This window comes from Nonomuraea sp. JJY05 (assembly GCF_043496855.1).
Classification (GTDB): Bacteria; Actinomycetota; Actinomycetes; order Streptosporangiales; family Streptosporangiaceae; genus Nonomuraea.
Genome location: NZ_JBIEIS010000022.1, coordinates 60,232 through 76,659 on the forward strand (window position 1 = coordinate 60,232; position 16,428 = coordinate 76,659).

The window sequence follows — 16,428 nt, forward strand, 5'->3', positions numbered from 1 at the left end:
TATGGTGCACTTTCATGACATCCCTGCTGCTCGTCGAAGATGACACGGTGATCCGTGAGTCCCTCGGCCTGGCCCTGGCGCGCTACGGCTACCGGATGACCACCGTCGCCGACGGGCTGGGCGGCCTGGAGGCGGCCCGGGCGGGCGGTCACGACCTGCTGCTGCTCGATGTGATGCTGCCCGGCCTGGACGGCATCGGCCTGTGCCGCAGGGTCAGGGAGACCAGCCAGGTCCCGATCCTGATGATGTCGGCGCGCGGTGACTCGCTCGACGTGGTGTCGGGCCTGGAGGCCGGTGCCGACGACTACGTCGTCAAACCGGTGGACCTCCCGGTGCTGGTGGCCCGGATCAGGTCGCTGCTGCGCCGTACCACCCCTTCTGCCCCTTCCTCGGGCCTGCTGACGTTCGGCGAGCTGACGGTGGACCCGGCCGCGCTGGAGGTACGGCTCGGCGGGCGGCTGGTCGAGCTGGCGCCGAGCGAGCTGCGCCTGCTGCTGGAGTTCGCCGCCAATCCGGGGATCGTGCTGGAGCGCGCCACGCTGCTGCGTAACGTGTGGGACTACGGCTGGGACGGCGACAGCCGCGTCGTCGACCTCTGCGTGCAGCGGCTGCGCAGGAAGATCGGCACGGACCGGATCGAGACGGTGCGCGGGTTCGGCTACAAGCTGCGCAGGTCATGATGCCGGGCTCGCTGCGGTGGAAGGTGGCGGCACTGATCACGCTGGCCTGCTGCGCGATCGTGACCGTGGTCGGGATCCTGGTCCACCGCACGACTCTTGAGCGCACGATGCGGCTGGGTGAGGAGCGGGCGCTGGAGTCGGCCGCGGTCGTTGCGCAGAAACACCGCGTGAACGCCCCTGCCGAGGAGGGGGTTGTCCCGTACACCGATTCGATCATGGGTCTGGATCAGCTGCCCTCGGCCCTGCGCGAGCGGCTGGCCGTCGAGTCGCCCGCCACCTGGTACGACGACCTGCAGCCCGAACAGCTGTGGATGTGGGCGGCACAGCCGGTGGGCGACGGGCTCGTGGCCGCCCCGAAGATCGACATGACCTCTGACATGCGCGGGCTGCGTGCCCTCGACCGGGCCATGGTCCGGTCCGCGCTGACCGCGCTCGCCGTGGTGGTGCCGGTCTCGATGGGCCTGGCCGAGCTGGCCAACCGGCGCCTGCGCCGGGTCGCCGCCACCGCCCGCCGGATCGCGGCGGGCGACCTGGACGCCCGCGTCCACCGCGGCTCGGCACGGTGGGGCGGACGGGACGAGATCGCCGACATCTCCGCCGCCGTGGACTCCATGGCGGCGAGCCTGCAGCACCGGCTGCTGGCCGAGCAGCGCTTCACCGCCGATGTCGCCCATGACCTGCGGACCCCCCTGATGGGCCTGGTCGCCGCCGTCGAACTGCTGGAGGAGGGCCAGGCCACCGATCTGGTACGCGACCGGGTCCGGGTGCTGCGCTTACTGGTGGAGGACCTGCTGGAGATCTCCAGATTGGACACGGGCGCCGAGGTCGCCGAGCGCGTACGGGTGCCGCTCGCCGAGCTGGCCGAGGAGTCCGCGGCCCGGGTGGGGGCCGAGGTACGGGTGCTGGCTTCGGGGGATCCGGTGGCGGAGACCGACCCCCGCCGCCTGGACCGGATCCTCGCCAACCTCGTACTCAACGCCCACCGCCACGGTGCGCCCCCGGTGGAGATCGCGGTCCGGGACCGCCTGATCGAGGTCCGCGACCGGGGACCGGGCTTCCCCGCCGAGCTCCTCGCCGACGGCCCCGGCCGCTTCCGCACGGGAGCCGCCGAACGGGGCCGCGGCCACGGCCTCGGGCTGACGATCGCGCTGGGGCAGGCTCAGGTCATAGGCGCCGACCTGACCCTGGCCAACGCCCCCGACGGCGGCGCCGTCGCCACCCTCCACCTCCCCTGACCGGTGGCGACCGGGCTCGCCTACCAGGCGGTAGCCGAGCCCGATCGTCTCCTACGGATCGGCGGTCACAGGTGCTTCCCGAGGTCGGCCACGTCCAGCAGGGGCAGGCCCCAGCGCAGGGCGGCGATCTCCAGGTCGGCGGCGTCGGCCATGGAGCCGTCGGGATTCATGACCTCGCAGCACACCCCGACGGGCGAGAGCCCGGCCGCCACGCACATGGCCACGGTGGCCTCGGTGTGCCCGGCGCGTTCGGACAGCCCGCCGGGGCGGGCGGCGAGCGGGAAGACGTGTCCCGGCCGCAGGAAGTCGGCCGGCCTGGCGTCCGGATGGGCCAGGCGGCGCACGGTCGCGGCGCGTTCGGCGGCCGACACCCCGGTGCCGGTCCCGGAGGCCAGGTCCACGGGGATGTGCGGGCGGGTGCCGTGCCGGTCGCCGGGCCCGGGTACGGGACCGATCTCCAGCCGGTCGAGGATCTCGGGAGCGCAGGGCACGGTCGGATGGCCGCACACCTGGGTGAGCAGGAAAGTGAACGCCTCCGGACGCAGCCTGGCACCGGCGAACACCACGTCGCCTTCGCCCTCCCGCTCGGGGTCCCAGATCACCACGGCTCCTCCGGCGGCGAGCTGCGTGAGCGCCTGCTGCACACCGCGACCGCCCGAGAGCCGTCCGGCCCAGGGGAGCGCCGCGACCACCTCGGTCACCGACCGCGCCAGGTCGGGCAGGCGGCGCCGTACCAGACGGACGACCAGGTCGGGTTCCAGGTTCACCCGATCGCCGACGGACAGCTCCGACAGCGTGGTGGCCTGCAGCGTCAGCGGGATCAGCGCCACCGAGAACCGGTCCCGGGCCACCTCGGCGACGGTCAGGCTGACTCCGTCGACCGCGATCTGCCCCTTCGCGACGATCAGCGAGAGGAAACGCTCGGGCGGCTTGATCCACAAGCGCCGTGCGACGCCCTCGTCATCGATCCGCACGATCTTGCCCACGGCGTCCACGTTGCCCTGGACCAGGTGGCCGGCGAGCGGATCGCCCAGCGTCAACGGGGCCTCCACGTTGACCCGCGTGCCCGGCCTCATCTGGTCGAGGGTCGATCTGCGCCGGGTCTCCGCCGACAGCCCGGCTTCCAGCAGTTGCGTCTCGTGCGCGGTCCGAAGGACGGTCAGGCCCACGCCGTTCAGGCAGATCGAACTTGGCGCGCCGGCGGCGGCCCTGGGGGCGCTGATCGCGATGCGCGCCCCATCGACGGCCGCCACCGTGCCGATTTCCTGGATGTTCCCGGTGAACATGCGACATCACCTCTCGACAGCAGGAACCAGGGGCCGGACAGGCCCGAGAGGTGGCGGGGTGTCACCGCGTGGCCCGGAATCGCACCGAGTCGTCCTGCCGGAACCGGCAGAACCGGCGGGCTGTCACCGCCGCACCTTGGAATCGCACCAATCAACCTTCTATCACCCGACTGCCCCGGAGATCAAAACCCCTGGCTCAGGGATGCGGGCGCGATCCCGGCCAGCTTGATCAGGAACCGGTCGATCTGCGCCTCCAGCGGCGGCCAGGGCAGGTCGGGCTGGTTGACCCGCATCGACACGGCCCCGTGCACCGCCGCCCGCAGGTCGAGCGAGACCTCGGCGGCGTCGTCGGGAGCGGCGAGCCCGGCGTCCATGCAGCGCCGCACGGCGGCCGTGGTGCGCTCGCCCAGCTCCTGCTTGAACTCCATGCCGGCCCGCTGGTTGAGCGTGCTCTCGTGAAGGACCTTGTACAGGCCCGGGTGCCGGCGTACCCAGTCGCCCAGGTAGAGCAGCCGGGCGCGCAGCCGCGCCACCGGGTCGGCGGCGGTCTCGGCCTCGTCGAGGGCGCGTACGAGGTCGCGGTGGCACTGCTCCAGGGCGGCGAGGACGAGGGCGTCGCGGTCGGCGAAGTGGATGTAGACGGAGGTGGCGGCGATGCCGACCTCCCGCGCGACCGCGCGCATCGACAGGGCCTGGTCGTCGGCGAGCTCGTCCAGCAGTCGCATGGCGGCCGTGACGATGTCCTCGCGCAGGCGCTCGCCCTGGCCTCGGGGGTTGCGGCCCCGTGAGCGGGGGTTCGTGGTCGCGTTCATGGGAGCCATTGTAACGAGACAGTCGTTGCACTACAGTCGTAGCGCTACAACTGTCCAGTTATTGAGGAGCATCCATGAATGTCCACGCCAAGACGCTCGACCCGGTGTTCGCCGAGATGAGCGAGGCCACCGACCGCAAGCTCTGGGAGGGGATCACCGAGCTCTCCATGCGGGAGAAGGTCCTGCTGTCCCTGGTCGGCGACGTCTGCCAGCAGACCCTCGGGCTGCCCTTCGAGGCCCACGTGGCGATGGCGTACGAGAACGGGTTGTCCGCCGACGACCTGCGCGAGCTGCTGCGCTTCATCGCCTACGACAGCGGCTACCCGGCGGCCCTGTCGGCGCTGGCCCGCCTGGTCGACATCGAACGCGAGCAGGGCCTGCCCGGCCCCACGGGCGACGGGCACCCGATCGACGCCGACGGGCAGACCAGCCCGATCCCCGCGCCGACCCGGCAGGCCGTTCGCAATCTCGATCCCGCCTTCGCCGACTACATGGACCTGCAGTCGCGCATGCGCGCGGGGATGGGGCGGCTGACCGTTCGCGAGCGCGCGTTCGCGACCATGACCGTCGACGTGCTCTTCCAGACGCTGGAGGAGAGCTTCCGCGTCCACGTGACGCGCGCGCTGAGGGCGGGCGCCACCCCGGAGGAGGCGCGTGCGGTGGTGCGCTTCTCCGCCCAGTTCGGCCTGACGAAGGCGTGGCGCGGCATGCGGGCGCTCAACGCCCTGTTCACGGAGGCGGGCACGGTCTTCGCCTGACCCGCCCCGGCGAGCGGTCGCCCCGCGAGGTAGGGTGAGTGAATACTCACGAACCACACCGAAAGGGGCGACACTGATGAGACTCGCGGTCTTCGGCGCGACCGGCGGCATCGGCCTGCAGCTCCTGCGCCAGGCCCTCGGCCTCGGCCACGAGGTCACCGCCGTCGTACGCGACGCGTCCCGGCTGCCCGCCGAGCTGCGCGGGCGGCTGGACGTCGTCGAGGCCGACGTGATAAACCCCGACGCCATATTCCCGGCGGTCAAGGGATGTGGGGCCGTGCTGTCCGCGCTGGGCGCGCGCGAGCGCGGCCCCACCACCGTCCACAGCGCCAGCACCACCTCGATCATCCAGGCCATGACCCAGGCGCAGACCCGCCGCATGCTGCTGGTCAGCGCCAGCGGCCTGGTCGCGGACGCGGGCGACGGCGTTTTCACCCGGTACGTACTCAAGCCGCTCATCGTGCAACGCCTGCTCCGCCACTCCTACGCCGACCTGGCCCGAGCCGAGGAGCTGCTGCGGGCTTCCGACCTGGACTGGACGATCGTCCGCCCCTCCCGCCTCCTGGACGCCGAGCGCCCCGGCGACTACCGCACCGCCCGGGACCTCAACCTCAGGGGCGGGCTCAGCACCACCCGGGCCGACGTGGCCCACTGCATGCTCAACCACATCGACGACCCGTCGTCGATCCGCCACGTCATCTCGGTCGCCTCTTAGGCGGGGGTGTAGTTCCGCAGCTCCGGCAGCGCCCATGCGACCGCGGCCACGGTCGCCACGGTGAGCAGCCCACCGGCGCAGATCACCAGCCGGTGATCGAGGATCGAGGTGGCGGCCCCGTGCAGCAGGTTCGCGATGTGCGGCCCGCCGAAGAGGACGACGGTGAGCGAGCCCTGGATCCGGCCGCGCATGGAGTCGTGGGTGTGCGCCTGGGTGATGGCATTGCGGAAGGTGCTCAGCACGAAGTTGACCGCACCGCCGAGGACGAGCGCCACCAGTGCGACCCACAGCTGCGCGGCCAGCCCGAGGAGCACCACGGCGCCGCCCCACGCCGCGGCGGCCGCCGCCATGAGTGCGCCGTGGCGTCGAGCACGGGTGAACGTGCCCGACAGCAGGCCGGCCGCGACAACCCCGGCCGGGTAGGCGGCGTACAGCAATCCCAGCTCCAGACCGCCTCCCGCAGGCCCGCCGTAGGTGTGCTGGGCAAGCTCCGGGAAGAGGGCGGTCGGCATGCCGAAGACCATCGCCGCGAGGTCCACCAGGAGCACCGCCACCAGCAGCCGGCTGGCCACCACGTACCGGAGACCGGCCGCCGACCCGCGCCGCGCGGCCGGATGCGGTTGGGGCGGCAGCGGTGGCAGCTTGACCACCGCCCACACGACGGCCAGCAGCGCGATCGCGTCGAAGAGGTACAGCGTGCCGAGCCCGACCGCCGGTATCAGGGCCCCGGCCAGCACCGGCCCGAGGATCGACCCGGCATAGCGGGTCAGCGAGCTGAGGCTGTTGGCTGCCGGCAGGAGCTCGACCGGGACGAGGCGGGGCACCACGGCGCCCATCGTGGTCATGATCGCTCCCAAGGACAGTCCCTGGCAGGCGACCAGCACCATCAGGACGGGGACGAGAGATCCGTCCAGCACGGCCAGCGTCCAGAAGGCCACGTACGTGAACGCCAGACCGCAGTGGGCCGCCAGCAGCACTTTTCGCCGGTCCATGACATCGGCGAGCGCGCCGGCGCCCAACGCCGCCACGACCAGCGCGACGAACGACACCGCGCCCGCCACGCCCACGGCCGCCGAGGAGCCGGTCAGCGTGAACAGCTGCGCCGGCACGGCGACCACGCCGAACGAGCCACCCACCGCGCAGACCGCCGACGACACCCACAATCGCCGGTAGGCCGCGACGGCCAGCGGGCGGCGGTCGACGGTGTAGGCGCCGAGCGACCGGACGGTTGAGGTGATCACTGGCCGGCCCCGTCGGCGCCGGCCGGTGTCTCGAGGCTCACCACGTCGGCGACGACGCAGGCGATGTTGTCGGGGGCGCCGGCGGCGTACGCCAGCGCCACGAGCTCGTCGAGCGCGTGCTGGGGAGCACCGGATCCGGTCAGCACCTCGCGCAGTGATCCGGCCGGTACGACGGCGGACAGCCCGTCGGAGCACAGCAGGTACCGGTCGCCGGCCGCGGCGGCGTGCAGCGAAAGTTGCGGCCGAGCTCCGCCCGTACCGGTCAGCGCTCGTGCGAGCAGCGCGCGTTGCGGATGCGAGGCCGCCTCCTCCGCGGTCAACCGGCCCTCGTCGACCAGCCCCTGCACATAGGTGTGGTCATGGGTGATCTGGAACAGCTCCCCGTCACGTACGAGGTACGCCCGGGTGTCACCGATGTGCACCAGCGCCAGCCGGGAACCGGACCACAGCAGTGCGGTCAGCGTGGTGACCGCCTCACCGGACGGCGTTGACGCGGCGATCTCCCCGATGGTCCGATCGGCTTCACCGACGGCGTCGGCGAGCGCGCCGAGCAGGTCCTCGGCCGGGACGGCCATGGTCTCCAGCGGTTTGAGCGCGTCCACGGCCGCCGCGCTCGCCAGGTCCCCGCTCCAGCCGCCTGCCCCGTCGGCCACCGCGAGCAACCGGGGGCCGGCGTAGGCGGTGTCCTCGTTGCTCGTGCGCACCAGTCCCAACTCCGACCGGGCGGCGTAACGGAGCCCCAGTATGGTCGCCGTCTCTTCCACGGTGCTTCCTCTCCCCGACAGATAGTCGACGAGGAACGTGGCCAACTGCCCACGGGCGGCGGTCTCGGCCAGCACCTGCTCCCAGTAGCCGGCGATCTCCTCGGCCGCCGCGCCCGCCGGCAGGTCGCACACCCGCCGGATGCGGGCCAACGGCATGCCCAGCCGCCGCAGCCAGGCGATCAACCGAGCCCGCTCCAGCTGCTCCGGATCGTAGAACCGGTATCCGGACTCGCCGTCCACCGCGGCCGGTCGCAGCAGTCCGAGCTGGTCGTAGAGCCGCAGGGCCTTCGGCGACAATCGCGCGGCCCGAGCGAACGCCCCGATCGTCAGCAGCCGCACATTCCCTCCTCGTCCCGGCCACCGTGGCCGGTGCGACGATACTGCGGCTTCACCCAAGGGGAAGGTCAACACCGCCCTTTCCGGAAACCAGTTCCGCATGCGCAGCGCGAGCGGTTTGCCAAAACGGAATCGCGTTCCCTATTGTTATCGGAACACGGTTCCGTTTGACCCTCTTGCTGGAGGAACACAGCCATGCAGTACCGCACCTTGGGCCGTACCGGTGTGCAGGTCAGCTCCCTCGCGCTCGGCGCCATGAACTTCGGCGCGATCGGACGCACCACCCAGGACGAGGCCACCGCCATCGTCGACGCCGCCCTCGAGGCCGGGATCAACCTCATCGACACCGCCGACATGTACAGCGGCGGCGAGTCCGAGGAGATGGTCGGCAAAGCCATCGCCGGCCGCCGCGACGACATCGTGCTGGCCACGAAGGCGAACATGCCGATGGGCGACGAGCCCAACCACCAGGGCAGCTCGCGCCGCTGGCTGGTCACCGAGCTGGACAACAGCCTGCGCCGCCTCGGTGTCGACCACGTCGATCTCTACCAGATCCACCGCTGGGACCCTGCGACGAGCGACGAGGAGACGCTGTCGGCCCTGACCGACCTGCGGCGCGCGGGGAAGATCCGTTACTTCGGCTCCTCGACCTTCCCCGCCTACCGCATCGTTCAGGCCCAGTGGACTGCCCGGGACCACCATCTGGGCCGTTACGTCACCGAACAACCCAGTTATTCGATCCTGCAGCGCGGGATCGAGAGCCACGTGCTGCCCGTGACCGAGCAGTACGGGCTCGGCGTGCTGGTGTGGAGCCCGTTGGCCTCGGGCTGGCTGTCGGGCGCGATCCGGGAGGGCCGGGAGATCGCCACCAACCGCTCGGGATTCATGCCGCAGCGCTTCGACACCTCCATCCCGTCCAACCGCGCCAGGCTCGACGCGGTCGAGCGGCTGGCGAAGGTCGCCGACGAGGCCGGTCTGACGATGATCCAGCTCGCGCTCGGCTTCGTGACCGCGCACCCGGCCGTGACCAGCGCGATCATCGGCCCCCGCACGCTGGACCACCTGCGCTCGCACCTGGCCGCCGCCGACACGGTGCTCTCCGCCGACGTGCTCGACGCCATCGACGCGATCGTCGCGCCCGGCGTCGACCTGGCCCCGGACGAGAAGTACGACACCCCTCCCGCGCTGCTCGACCCGTCGCTGCGCCGCCGCCGCTGATCGCTCAGGCGGATTCCCACCACACCAGGTTGGCGGCCACCTGGGACACCGGCTCGATGATCTCCCAAGCCTCGGCGATCAGCCCGTCGTCCAACCGCCAGATGTCGACGACCGCGATGCCCGGCTCGGCACCGGGAAGCCGGCGCCGCGAGTACATCACGACGTGATCGCCGTCGGCCAGCACGTGATGGATCTCGACCTGCATGCCGGCGAGCGGGACGAGCGCGGCACGTACGGCGGCGAGCCATTCCGCCTTGGTCGACGAGGTCGGACCCGGCCGGTGATGGACGAAGTCCTCGCTCAGCAACGGCGCGAGCGCGTCGACGTCGCCCGTCGCGACCAGTGCCGTCAGCGCCCTCTGGACGATGCTCTTGTTGTCCGTGGTCAGGTTCTCCGTAGTCATGGAGGCAGTGTTCCGACCGTTGCGACGGTTGTCGATGAAATCCCATTTCATGGCGCCCGGCGCCACGACGAGTAGCATCGACGCTCATGCACACGGTCGGGGAGCTGTTGCGGCGATGGCGGCACCGCCGGCGACTCAGCCAGCTGGATCTCGCGATCGCCGCCGACGTGTCGGCTCGTCACGTCAGCCTGGTGGAGACCGGCAGGTCCAACCCGAGCGCCGACATGATCCTCCGGCTCGCGGAGCAGCTCGATGTGCCGTTGCGTGAGCGCAACCGGCTGTTGCTGGCCGCCGGCTTCGCGCCCCGCTACGCCGAGCGGCCGCTCGACGGGGGCGCGCTGCCGGCGGCCTGGGGCGCGGTCGAGAGGGTGCTGCGCGCGCACGAGCCGTACCCGGCGCTGGTCATCGATCGCCGGTGGGACATCGTGATGACCAATCGCGCCGTCGGCCCGTTCCTCGCCGACGTCGCCCCCGACCTGCTGCGGCCGCCGATCAACATGCTGCGCCTGGGACTGGACCCGCGCGGGCTCGCCCCTCGGATCGTCAATCTGGCCGAGATGCGCGTGGTGCTCCGCACCCGGATCGCGCGTCAGCTCGCCACCGCTCCCGATCCCGAGCTCGCCGCGCTCTACGAGGAGTTGCTGGCGGCCGACTCCGAGGACGCGAGCCACCCGATCGAGTCCGAGGTCGTGATCCCGATGATCTTCCGGTTCGGCGGCCGGGAACTGCGGATGTTCTCGACCACCACGACGTTCGGCACCCCGATGGACATCACGCTGGACGAGATCGCGATCGAGTCGTACTACCCGGAGGACGCGGAGAGCGCCGCCTACTTCAGGAACCTCGCCGGCGCTTGACCTCAACCGTGGTTGAGATCCCACAATCGTTGATCACGGGCGGCGCGGCCGGAAAGGCCGGCTGATACGCGCCCGCATGTCCTTAATCCAATTCCATCCCAACCATGGAGACGTTTGTCATGACCAAAGTCGTCGTCATCGGCGCCACCGGCAAGCAGGGCGGCGCGGTCGCCGACCTGCTTCTGCAGCGCGGTCACGAGGTGGTGGCGTACGTGCGTTCGGGGGAGTCCCCGGCCGCGAAGGCGCTTTCGGCTCAGGGGGCGCGGCTCGCCGTCGGCGACCTAGCCGATCCCGACGCGCTCCGGCGAGCCTGTACGGGCGCCGACGCGGTCTTCGGCCTCTCGGTGCCGTTCGGCGAGGGCGGCAAGGACGAGGAGGTCGCGCAGGGACGCCTGCTCGTCGACACCGTCGCCCGCCTCGACGCCCACCTGGTGTACTCCTCCGTACGGGGCGGCGACCGGCTGGAGGCCACCAACATCGACCACGCCGACAGCAAGCAGCTCATCGAGGCGTATGTGCGCGAGCAGTCGGTGCGCGCGACGGTGCTCGGGCCGGTGTACTTCATGGAGAACGCGCTCAACCTCGGCTTCAGCCGGCTCGGCGACGGCATGCTCGCCAACCCGCTGACTCCCGGCAAGCCGCTCGACCAGGTGAGTGTCCTGGACATTGCCGGCATGGCCGTACACGCCGTCGAGAACCCCGATGAGCTCGTCGGCGAGCGGATCGACATCGCCTCCGATCGCGTCACCGGGCAGGAGGCGGCCCGGATTCTGAGCGAGGTGCTCGGCCGGGAGATTCCGTACCAGCAGCTGCCGCTGGACATGGTGCGGCAGTGGGCCGGCGAGGAGGTGGCCACGATGTTCGAGAGCTTCGAGAACAACACCGACTTCCTCGACATCGAGACCCTGCACGCCAGGTACCCCGCCGTACGCTGGCACAGCTATGCCGAGTGGGCCAAGACGGTCGACTGGGACAGGGTCCTCGCGAGCTAGATCCCCTGCCCGCGCGCACGGCTGACAGCCCTTTCAGGACGGCGTCGTGACCCCGGGGGAGTCGGTGGATCGTGCTCCCCGCGCCACGGGCCTGGACCTCACCAGCCCCAGGCCGGTGAACACGGCGCCGGCCAGGGTGACGGCGCCGGCCAGGAACACCCGCTTGCGGCCGAAGCGGCCGGCGAAGACGCCCCCGGACAGCAACAGCATGGCGACCAGCAGCACGTAGGCGTCGACGATCCATCGCAAGCCGGTCAGCTGGGTGTGCAGTCGCCGCCGCATGTCCGGCAGCGCCGCCCCGACGATCTGGGCGAGCGCTTCCCGGGCCCGCTCGGTCCGATCCCGCGCCTCAGCGCGGCCGCGTCCTGAGAGATAACGGGTCAGACCGTAAATCGGGCTGCCTCTCACCCCGATCAGCGCCGTGCTTGATCGCCGAGGGCAATGGTCGTCATACGCTATTGACCACTCTCGCGCGTAAGGTTACGGTCATGGCCGAAAGTGATCAGGATTGAGCGTCCCAGGTACCACCCGCGGGCCGCCGATCCCATGACGTCAAGGGTGTGAGCCTGTGAAAAGACTGCTGTCGGCATTACTCTCGCTCCTCGCCGGAGCGACCCTCGCACTTGTCGCCGTGCCGGCACTTCCTGCTCAGGCCGGGATCTGGCACGAGTATCCGGGCTGGGCCAACCGGACCTGCAGCGACACCCGGACGTACAACGGAACCGCCTACCAGGTGTGCCTGGAGTTCAACGGCAGGCGCACAGAGGTACGCGCCATCGCCTTCATCAATCCGGGGGCCTACACGAACTTCCAGGTCAACCTGCGGCTCGCGTTCGGCGGCGGCGGCCCGACCATCACCGACTCGTGTCCTACGATGACCACGAACGCCAGCCGGGCCTGCTACACCGGGTTCACCGCTCTGAGGCGGACGTACGTGGTGGCCGATGCGGACGTCGGCATCGCCGGCTCGTGGATGACGCCCATCCGCGCCCTGGACATGCAACTGTCGGGCAAGCAGCAGGAGAACGCGAACTGGTGCGGCCCCGCGGCCGCCCAGACGATCATCGGCACGATGGGCATCTCCGCGCCGACACAGTCCTGGCTGGCGGACTGGATGGGGACCACCGGGCTCGGCACGATGCCGTGGAAGATGAAGGACGGCCTCAACGCGTACGTGCCCCTGGACTTCCCCTACAAGGACTATGAGGTCGCCGCCGGCGGACTGCCCAGGATCCGAGGGCTGGAGGTGATCGTGAAGTCGCTGTCGCGGGGGCGGCCCGTGGCGGTGCTGGTCAAGCCCGGCCAGCTGCCCTGGTCGCCCAACGCCCCCGGCGGCATCCGGCACTACCTCGTCATCCACGGGTTCGGCGGCCACGAGTGGTCCGAGCCGGGCTTCTGGCCCTGGGTGCCCGACAACTTCAAGGTGTGGGACCCGGGTTCGGGACGAGAAGAGAATCTCACCGTCGACGAGCTCTTCCACGCGGCTCTGGGCGCGGAGCTCAGCGACAGCATCTGGGCGATCTCGTCATGAGACCCCGGCCGGCCGGGCGCGCCGCCCGGCCGGCGTCGAAACTCAGCACCTGTCTCATGACATTTACATCTGTTTGCTCTGGGCCCTCACGTGGAGGATCGGTTCGCGTAACCCCACCTCAAAGGGAGCATTCATGACCGTCTCACCCGTGGCCAAGACCGTACGGATCGAGCGCACCTACGCGACCACGCCCGAGCACGTGTGGCGGCTGTGGACCACCGGTGCCGGTATCGAGTCCTGGTGGTCGCCCGACGGCTTCACCGTGAACGTCGGGAAGCTGGACCTGGTGCCCGGCGGCGAGCTGATCTACACGATGACCGCGACCGCGCCCGAGCAGATCGCGTTCATGGAGGGCGCCGGGCTGCCGCTGAGCACCGAGTCGCGCAAGACCTTCGTCGAGGTGGACGAGCCCACGCGGCTCTCCTACACCTCGCTGGCCGACTTCATCCCGGGGGTGGAGCCGTACGACTTCCTCACCGTGGTCGAGATCCGGCCCTCCGGCGACGGCGTCCACGTCATCATGACCATGGACGCGATGCACGACGAGGAGTGGACCCAGCGCCTGACGGCCGGCCGCGGCAACGAGCTGGACAACCTCGGCCGCGTCATCGGCGCGGGAGAAGCCTGATCCCCGCACGCTCGTGGTGTCCACCATCTCGCCCTTGAACGGCCACGACGCCGCCACTCTCGCCCCCGGCCTCCGCGGACGGACGATCGGAGCGGATCCGAGCCGTCCGTCCAAGGCTCCGATCCGCGCCGGATCCGGCACCCGGCCGCGACCTCTACTCTGGTCAGCCAGGATGCGAGGACGGGCGGTGAGAGGATTGGCGGAGCTGTGGCGATCCGACCGCCTCGTCCGGCTCGCGCCGGTCGGGGCGGTCGCCTGCAGTGCCCTGCTGCCGGTGACGCAGGTTCTGCTGGCGTTCAGCTACACAGGAAACGACACCCGCACGGGGCTGTGGAGCCTCGCGGCGATGGTGACGTACCTGCCGCTGCACCTGCGCCATGTCTGGTACGCGGCACACGCGCGGCGGCCACCGGCCGGCGTCTGGACCTTCGCCGTGATGGCCGCCGTCATCCTCGGCGCCACTCCCTTGGCCGGGAACATGTGGCCGCGGGCATACGCGGCCCTGGTGGTGTCGGCGCTGCTGGTGCTGCCGGCGCCGTGGTCGTACATCGTGTACGTGACGGTGGCAGCCGCGGCGGCGCCGGTCGCCTACGCGCTGGGGCTGCCGTGGACGTCGGCGCCGTGGCTGCTGTTCTCGGTGCTGGGCGGCAGCGCGGCGATTCTCCTGCTGGTCTGGCTCCCCGCCGCGCTGACGCGGCTGCGGGCTGCCAGGGAGCTGCTCGCCCAGCAGGCGGTGGCACAGGAACGCCGCCGCCTCGACGGCGATCTGCGCCGGAGCCTCGGCCGCGCGCTGGAGTCGATCGCGGCGCGCGGCGAACAGGCCGGGCGCAGGCTCGGGGGAGCCACTCCCGAGGACCTGGCGGACGAGCTGGCCGCGCTCGCCGACGACTCCAGACGTACGCTCGCCGACGCGAGGCAGCGCGTACGCGGCTACCGTCAGCCGTCGTTGCGCACCGAGCTGGAGACCGCCGCGACCCTGCTGGCCGCGGCCGGCATCGAGACCCGCCTGGAGCTTCCTCGCGGCGGCGTGCCCGACGCCATCGCCCCGCAGTCCCGGGCCGCGCTGCGCGCGACGGTCACCCGGCTGCTCCGCGCCGACGCCGTACCCTCCTGCACGATCACGGTGACCTCCGCGGACGGCCGCCTACGGCTGGAGCTGCGCACCGGCGAGACCGCCGAGACGATCGAGATACCGGCATGACCGCCTCCATCCCGCCCCGCTGGGTGCTGCGGCACCCGCACTGGCCGCTGATCGCACTGCACGTGCCGCTGACCCTGCAGGTGCCGGTCTACACGATCCTCGGCATGGACGGCCCGCCCGGCAACCCGGTCGCCGCGATCCTGGGGGCCGCCGCGGCCGGCGCGATACAGCTGCGGCACAGCCTCGCCGCGGCCCGGGGCGGGCGTCCCGCGGGCTGGCCCTGGAGTTTCGCGGCGCTGGTGCTGCTCGCGGACGTGCCGATCTGGTGGCTCGGCTCGAACTGGGAAGCCCTCGGGATCTTCGCGCTCGCCTCGATGCTGACCTTGTTCCGTCGCGGGTGGGTGCTGGCGGCGGCCGCCACGCTGCAGTTGACGGCCAACGCGACGAGGGAGGTGCTGACGATGCTGCAGAATCAGAGCACGGTCCCGCAGGCCGTCCTCCTCGGCATGTACGCGGTGGTCGCCACCGGCCTGTACGCCGCGGCCCTGGTCGGCGGCGCCCGGCTCGTCCGCCTGCTGAACGAGCTGGACGCCGCCCGTACCGAGCTGGCCGCGACCGCCGTCGGCGAGGAGCGCATCCGGGTCTCGCGCGACCTGCACGACCTGCTCGGCCAGAGCCTGTCGGCGATCGCCCTCAAGGGCGACCTGGCGCTGCGGCTGCTCACGAGGGACGCCGTCGCCGCCCGCGCCGAGATCGAGAGCCTGACCGGCGTGGCCCGCGACGCGCTGCACGACGTACGGGCGATCACCCGAGACCAGCACGCCGTGTCGCTGCGTACGGAGATCGACGGGGCCGCGGCCCTGCTCGGCGCCGCAGGCGTGGACACCCGGCTCGACGTGGCCGACCTGCGGTCGCTGACCGCGTCCGCGCAGAGCGCCCTGGCCTGGGCCGTCAGAGAGGGCACCACGAACCTGCTGCGCCACAGCGAGGCCGGCTCCTGCACCATCACGCTTTCCCGGCAGTACGGACGAATACGGCTGGAGATCGTCAACGACGGCGTCCGCGGCGCCGCCGGCCAGGGCCTCGGGAACGGCTCCGGGCTCGCCGGAGTGGCCGAGCGGGCCGAAGCCGTGTCCGGCTCGTTCGAGGCCGGTGTCCAGGACGGCCGGTTCCGGCTGTCGGTAGAGGTTCCCGAGGAGGTCGCGTGATCCGTGTGCTGATCGCCGAGGACATGCACATGATCAGGTCCGCGCTGGTCGCGTTGCTGTCGCTGGAGGACGACATGGAGGTGGTCGCCGAGATCGAGCGCGGGGACGAGGTGCTGGACGCCGCGCTGCGGGTGCGCCCCGACGTCGCGGTGCTGGACATCGACATGCCGGGCCTGGACGGGCTGTCGGCGGCCGAGCAACTGTCCGCGCGGCTTCCCGACTGCCGCACTCTCGTGCTCACGGGGCTCAGCCAGCCGGGCAACCTGCTGCGCGCGCTGAAGGTGCACGTGAAGGGCTTCATCGTGAAGGACGCCCCGGCGCAGACCCTCACGGACGGGATCAGGCGCATCGCGGCGGGGGAGCGCGTGATCGACCCCGAGCTCGTCGCGGCCGCTCTCGAGACGGGCAGCAGCCCGCTGACGGTCCGCGAGACCGAGGTGCTGCGCGCCGCGGCGAGCGGCATCCGCGTCGCCCAGATCGCCACCCAGCTCTCGCTGTCACAGGCCACGGTGCGCAACTACCTGTCGAACGCGATCAGCAAGGTCGGCGGGCGCAACCGCATCGACGCCATCCGCATATCTCGCGACGCCGGCTGGCTCTAGGCCTGCCGCGATCCTTCCCGA

18 protein-coding genes are annotated in these 16,428 nt (G+C 71.2%); 12 read left to right on the forward strand and 6 right to left on the reverse strand.

The window, feature by feature from the left end; translation table 11 throughout:
- Positions 1-14 precede the first annotated feature (14 nt).
- Together cseB and ACFKCF_RS32050 are read left to right on the forward strand one after the other, a co-directional pair.
- A complete protein-coding gene (gene cseB, locus ACFKCF_RS32045) occupies positions 15-680 on the forward strand; it encodes a two-component system response regulator CseB (RefSeq protein WP_394498989.1) in 666 nt (221 codons plus the stop codon).
- The gene (locus tag ACFKCF_RS32050) at positions 677-1,915 is read left to right on the forward strand and encodes an ATP-binding protein (RefSeq protein ID WP_394498990.1); all 1,239 of its coding nucleotides are present in this window, start codon (positions 677-679) and stop codon (positions 1,913-1,915) included. Before cseB ends, ACFKCF_RS32050 begins: the two co-directional genes overlap by 4 nt.
- A 65-nt stretch (positions 1,916-1,980) precedes the next feature.
- Here the strand turns inward: ACFKCF_RS32050 and ACFKCF_RS32055 are convergent, their stop codons facing one another.
- Together ACFKCF_RS32055 and ACFKCF_RS32060 are read right to left on the reverse strand one after the other, a co-directional pair.
- On the reverse strand, positions 1,981-3,201 hold the full coding sequence (locus tag ACFKCF_RS32055; RefSeq protein ID WP_394498991.1) for a riboflavin synthase: 1,221 nt from the start codon (positions 3,199-3,201) through the stop codon (positions 1,981-1,983).
- Positions 3,202-3,383: 182 nt separating this feature from the next.
- Complete coding sequence (locus ACFKCF_RS32060; RefSeq protein WP_394498992.1) at positions 3,384-4,013, reverse strand: TetR/AcrR family transcriptional regulator; 630 nt, start codon at positions 4,011-4,013, stop codon at positions 3,384-3,386.
- A 74-nt stretch (positions 4,014-4,087) separates the two neighbouring features.
- On the opposite strand from ACFKCF_RS32060, the gene ACFKCF_RS32065 reads away from it, so the two are divergent.
- Both ACFKCF_RS32065 and ACFKCF_RS32070 read left to right on the forward strand, forming a co-directional pair.
- Positions 4,088-4,771 (forward strand): carboxymuconolactone decarboxylase family protein, encoded by a 684-nt coding sequence (locus ACFKCF_RS32065; protein WP_394498993.1) that lies wholly within the window; start codon positions 4,088-4,090, stop codon positions 4,769-4,771.
- Between the two features lie 76 nt (positions 4,772-4,847).
- Positions 4,848-5,486 (forward strand): NAD(P)-dependent oxidoreductase, encoded by a 639-nt coding sequence (locus tag ACFKCF_RS32070; protein ID WP_394498994.1) that lies wholly within the window; start codon positions 4,848-4,850, stop codon positions 5,484-5,486.
- Here the strand turns inward: ACFKCF_RS32070 and ACFKCF_RS32075 are convergent.
- Both ACFKCF_RS32075 and ACFKCF_RS32080 read right to left on the reverse strand, forming a co-directional pair.
- Complete coding sequence (locus tag ACFKCF_RS32075) at positions 5,483-6,727, reverse strand: MFS transporter (RefSeq protein ID WP_394498995.1); 1,245 nt, start codon at positions 6,725-6,727, stop codon at positions 5,483-5,485. The two genes, ACFKCF_RS32070 and ACFKCF_RS32075, sit on opposite strands and share 4 nt — an antisense overlap.
- Positions 6,724-7,830 carry a MerR family transcriptional regulator gene (locus ACFKCF_RS32080; protein ID WP_394498997.1) on the reverse strand — a complete coding sequence of 369 codons (1,107 nt, stop codon included), beginning with the start codon at positions 7,828-7,830 and terminating at the stop codon, positions 6,724-6,726. The genes ACFKCF_RS32075 and ACFKCF_RS32080 overlap by 4 nt, the downstream gene beginning before the upstream one ends.
- Positions 7,831-8,022: 192 nt before the next feature.
- Between ACFKCF_RS32080 and ACFKCF_RS32085 the strand changes: the two genes are divergently transcribed.
- Positions 8,023-9,045: an aldo/keto reductase gene (locus tag ACFKCF_RS32085; protein ID WP_394498998.1), complete on the forward strand. Its 1,023-nt coding sequence runs from the start codon at positions 8,023-8,025 to the stop codon at positions 9,043-9,045.
- A 4-nt stretch (positions 9,046-9,049) separates the two neighbouring features.
- Here ACFKCF_RS32085 and ACFKCF_RS32090 read toward each other — a convergent pair whose 3' ends face one another.
- Positions 9,050-9,514, reverse strand: a complete 465-nt coding sequence (locus ACFKCF_RS32090) for a nuclear transport factor 2 family protein (protein ID WP_394498999.1) — start codon at positions 9,512-9,514, stop codon at positions 9,050-9,052.
- 20 nt (positions 9,515-9,534) lie between these two features.
- On the opposite strand from ACFKCF_RS32090, the gene ACFKCF_RS32095 reads away from it, so the two are divergent.
- A complete protein-coding gene (locus ACFKCF_RS32095) occupies positions 9,535-10,305 on the forward strand; it encodes a helix-turn-helix domain-containing protein (RefSeq protein WP_394499000.1) in 771 nt (256 codons plus the stop codon).
- Positions 10,306-10,424: 119 nt separating this feature from the next.
- Positions 10,425-11,297, forward strand: coding sequence for an NmrA/HSCARG family protein (locus ACFKCF_RS32100; RefSeq protein WP_394499001.1), 873 nt, complete (start codon positions 10,425-10,427; stop codon positions 11,295-11,297).
- A gap of 33 nt (positions 11,298-11,330) precedes the next feature.
- Here the strand turns inward: ACFKCF_RS32100 and ACFKCF_RS32105 are convergent, their stop codons facing one another.
- Positions 11,331-11,705 (reverse strand): hypothetical protein, encoded by a 375-nt coding sequence (locus ACFKCF_RS32105; protein WP_394499002.1) that lies wholly within the window; start codon positions 11,703-11,705, stop codon positions 11,331-11,333.
- Positions 11,706-11,865: 160 nt separating this feature from the next.
- Here ACFKCF_RS32105 and ACFKCF_RS32110 point away from each other — a divergent pair, with 160 nt between their 5' ends.
- The 5 genes from ACFKCF_RS32110 to ACFKCF_RS32130 all read left to right on the forward strand — a co-directional run bounded on the left by ACFKCF_RS32110 (position 11,866) and on the right by ACFKCF_RS32130 (position 16,407).
- Entirely contained in the window at positions 11,866-12,828 is a 963-nt protein-coding gene (locus tag ACFKCF_RS32110; protein WP_394499003.1) for a C39 family peptidase, read from the forward strand.
- A gap of 133 nt (positions 12,829-12,961) precedes the next feature.
- Entirely contained in the window at positions 12,962-13,456 is a 495-nt protein-coding gene (locus ACFKCF_RS32115; RefSeq protein ID WP_394499004.1) for an SRPBCC domain-containing protein, read from the forward strand.
- 187 nt (positions 13,457-13,643) lie between these two features.
- Positions 13,644-14,657 (forward strand): hypothetical protein, encoded by a 1,014-nt coding sequence (locus ACFKCF_RS32120; RefSeq protein WP_394499005.1) that lies wholly within the window; start codon positions 13,644-13,646, stop codon positions 14,655-14,657.
- On the forward strand, positions 14,654-15,805 hold the full coding sequence (locus ACFKCF_RS32125) for a sensor histidine kinase (RefSeq protein ID WP_394499006.1): 1,152 nt from the start codon (positions 14,654-14,656) through the stop codon (positions 15,803-15,805). The genes ACFKCF_RS32120 and ACFKCF_RS32125 overlap by 4 nt, the downstream gene beginning before the upstream one ends.
- Positions 15,802-16,407, forward strand: coding sequence for a DNA-binding response regulator (locus ACFKCF_RS32130; RefSeq protein WP_394499007.1), 606 nt, complete (start codon positions 15,802-15,804; stop codon positions 16,405-16,407). Before ACFKCF_RS32125 ends, ACFKCF_RS32130 begins: the two co-directional genes overlap by 4 nt.
- Positions 16,408-16,428 lie beyond the last annotated feature (21 nt).